This window comes from Marinobacter sp. NFXS9 (assembly GCF_040148665.1).
Lineage (GTDB): Bacteria > Pseudomonadota > Gammaproteobacteria > Pseudomonadales > Oleiphilaceae > Marinobacter_A > Marinobacter_A mangrovi.
Genome location: NZ_JAGDDW010000034.1, coordinates 1 through 3,219 on the forward strand (window position 1 = coordinate 1; position 3,219 = coordinate 3,219).

Here is a 3,219-nt window from a genome sequence, read left to right on the forward strand (position 1 = left end):
CCTTCCCGCTGTCGGCCAACGGCAAGCTGGATCGCAAGGCGTTGCCGGACCCGGAGCTCGGGACGGCCGATTACGAAGCGCCGCAGACTGATACCGAACGGACTTTGGCGGCCCTATGGCAGGAGGTGTTGGGCGTTGAACGGGTGGGACGTCACGACAACTTCTTTGCGCTGGGCGGCGACTCCATCCAGAGTCTGCGGATCATCGCCAAGGCGAAACGGGCCGGTATCGAGCTGACGCCCCGGCAGTTGTTCGAGCACCAGACCGTCGCGGATCTGGCTGCTGTGGCGTCTTTCGCATCGGCGCAGACCCATACTGTCGAACTGGAACGGGCGTTTCCGCTGACGCCGATCCAGCACTGGTTCTTTGACCAGGCGATGCCGCAACCGGATCACTGGAACCAGGCCTTATTGCTCAAGCCAGGTGAACCGCTCGACGTCGATGCACTGGCCCAGGCGCTCCAGGCCATTTACCGGCATCACGATGGCTTGCGTCTCCGCTTTACCCGGACGGATGGTGACTGGCATCAGGCCTATGCCGTTGCCAGTGAAGACGACGACATTCTAAGGACGGTGGACACTGATCTGGAGCACCTGTCGGCGGAATGCGATCGTGCACAGGCGAGCCTCAACCTTTCTGACGGTCCGTTGATGCGGGCGCTGCATGCACGACTGGACGACGGCTCCGAACGCCTGCTGCTGGCGGTTCATCACCTGGCAATCGACGGTGTTTCCTGGCGCATCCTGCTGGACGACCTGATGCAGGCCTACGAGCAGGCCCGGCGGGGCGAAACGATTGATTTAGGCCCCAAAGGCACGCCTTTTCAGGCCTGGGCGGTTCAGCTCCCGTCGGTCTGGGATGAGACGGTGTCGGCCGAGGAAGCCGCCTACTGGTCGGCGATACCGGCTCCGGCGCCTTTGCCCGGCGTGAAGGCCTCTGGACCTAACACCGTCGAACACCTGGCCCAGGCAACGATGGCCCTGTCTGCCGAGATGACTGGAGAACTGCTCACGGACGCCCCGCGCGCCTGGCGCACACAGATCAAAGACTTGCTGCTGACGGCGTTGGGCGATGCGCTTTACCGGTGGACAGGGTGGTCCGAATCGGTCATTGCCCTGGAAGGTCACGGGCGCGAATCGCTGATCGACGGACTAGACCTGAGCCGTACCGTGGGCTGGTTTACCAGTCTTTACCCGGTCTGTTTATCCGGTGGCGGCGATCCAGTGGCCAACCTGAAGGCCACCAAGGAAACCCTGCGCCGGGTCCCGCGTGGTGGGCTGGGTTACGGTGTCCTGCGCTACCTGAAAGGCGAGACGGCTTTGCCGGACCTGTCCGGCGCGGTGCTCTTCAACTACCTGGGGCAGGTGGATGAGGGCGGCCCGGACGGCCTCGTGATGGCGGAGGAAACGCCCGGTGCCCCGCGTGCCGCCGATGCGCCCCTAGGCTTTGAATTATCGCTGGATGGCCAGGTGCGTGACGGCCAATTGTCGTTCACCTGCAGCTACAGTCAGGCGCGTCATGACAGCGAAACCATCGAACGTCTGATGGCGTACCTGCACGACGCCCTGGAAACGGTTGTCGCCACCTGTCGCGAAACCGCCGGCGTCACGCCGTCGGATTTTCCGCTGGTCGATCTCGATCAGGCTGCGCTGGATGCGTTACCGGTCTCTCCGTCCGTCATCGACGATATCCTGCCGCTGACACCCATGCAGCAGGGCATCATGTTTCATAGTGAGCTGGGCGATGCGTCGGATGCCTACGTCAACCAAGTGTCGGTGACGCTCGATGATCTGCCGGTGGCGGCGTTCAAGGCTGCCTGGCAGTCGGCGATAGCGCGTCACCCGATCCTGCGGGCGGCGTTTATCCATGCGCCGGGCGCTGGTGTCCCGCTGCAGCTTGTCCATCGCGAGGTGACGCTGTCGATCCGGGAACTGGATTGGCGCACGCGGGCGTCCATGACACTGGATGCCCTGTGCGAGCAGGAAAAGTCCGCGCCTTTCGACTTGGGCCAGCCACCGCTGATGCGGATGGTGCTGGTCCGGTTGGGCGAGCACCGCTGGCAGATGATCTGGACACTGCACCATATCCTGCTGGATGGCTGGAGTAGTGCGGCGTTGCTCAGCGAGGTGATGCAGGAAACCCTCGGCGGGCAGCCGGTTCATCCTGCCCGTTACCGCGATTATTTCCAGTGGCTGGTCCAGCGCGATGCGGCGACTACGGAAACCTTCTGGCGTGAACAGCTCCAGGCGTTCGCCGAGCCCACACGACTCGCACCGTTGTTGGCGGACAGCCAGTGCCTGCCGGCCGAAGACGCGACGCTGGCAGACATCGTGTTGACGCTGGATCACGACCGGTTGTCGGCGTTTGCACGGCAACAGCAGGTAACGCTCAACACCTTGATCCAGGCCGCCTGGACGCTGATCCTGCAACGTTACACCGGCCAGCGCCAAGTGGCGTTCGGCGCCACGGTCTCGGGCCGGCCGGCGTCGGTAGCAGGAATGGATCGCCAGCTCGGCCTGTTTATCAACACCCTGCCGGTGGTCCAGGCCCCGGCGCCGGAACAGCGATTGGGCGACTGGTTGGCCCAGCTCCAGACCCACAATCTGGCGCTCCGGGAACATGAATACACACCCCTGTACCAGATCCAGCAATATGCGGGGCAGTCCGGGCGAGAGCTGTTCGACAGTCTGCTGGTGTTCGAAAACTTCCCGGTCGATGAAGCCCTGCGCAGCGATGCCGCGAGCGTGCGGGTCAGCAACCTGCAGGTCAGCGAGCAAACCCACTATCCGCTGAGTCTTGCGGTAGAAGCCGGGCAGGGGCTGATCCTGCACCTGCATTACCGCAACGATCAGGTCTCGCCTGCACGGGCTGAAGCCCTGGCCGGTCAGATGGAACAGTTGTTGGCGGCGATGACGCAGGGCGGGCAGCAGCGTCTGGCGGATCTGCCCTTGCTGACGAACGACGAGCAGCAAGTCTGGGATCAATGGAACCGGCCGGACCATCCGACGGTCGATCCGCGCCCCATCAGCGCCCTGATTGCGGATCAGGCGGCGGAACGGCCAGACGCGATTGCGGTGGTGCACGGTGACGACCGCCTGACCTTCGCCGAATTCGACACCCGCGCCAACCGCCTGGCCCACTGGCTGATCGGGCAGGGCATCGGTGCCGAAAGCCGGGTCGGGGTCGCCCTGGAGCGGGGCACGGATATGCTGGTGGCGC

1 protein-coding gene is annotated in these 3,219 nt (G+C 64.1%); it reads left to right on the plus strand.

Going from position 1 to position 3,219, the window contains the following annotated elements:
• On the plus strand, positions 1-3,219 hold a 3,219-nt coding region (locus tag J3364_RS22465), incomplete at both ends, for a condensation domain-containing protein (RefSeq protein WP_349560397.1).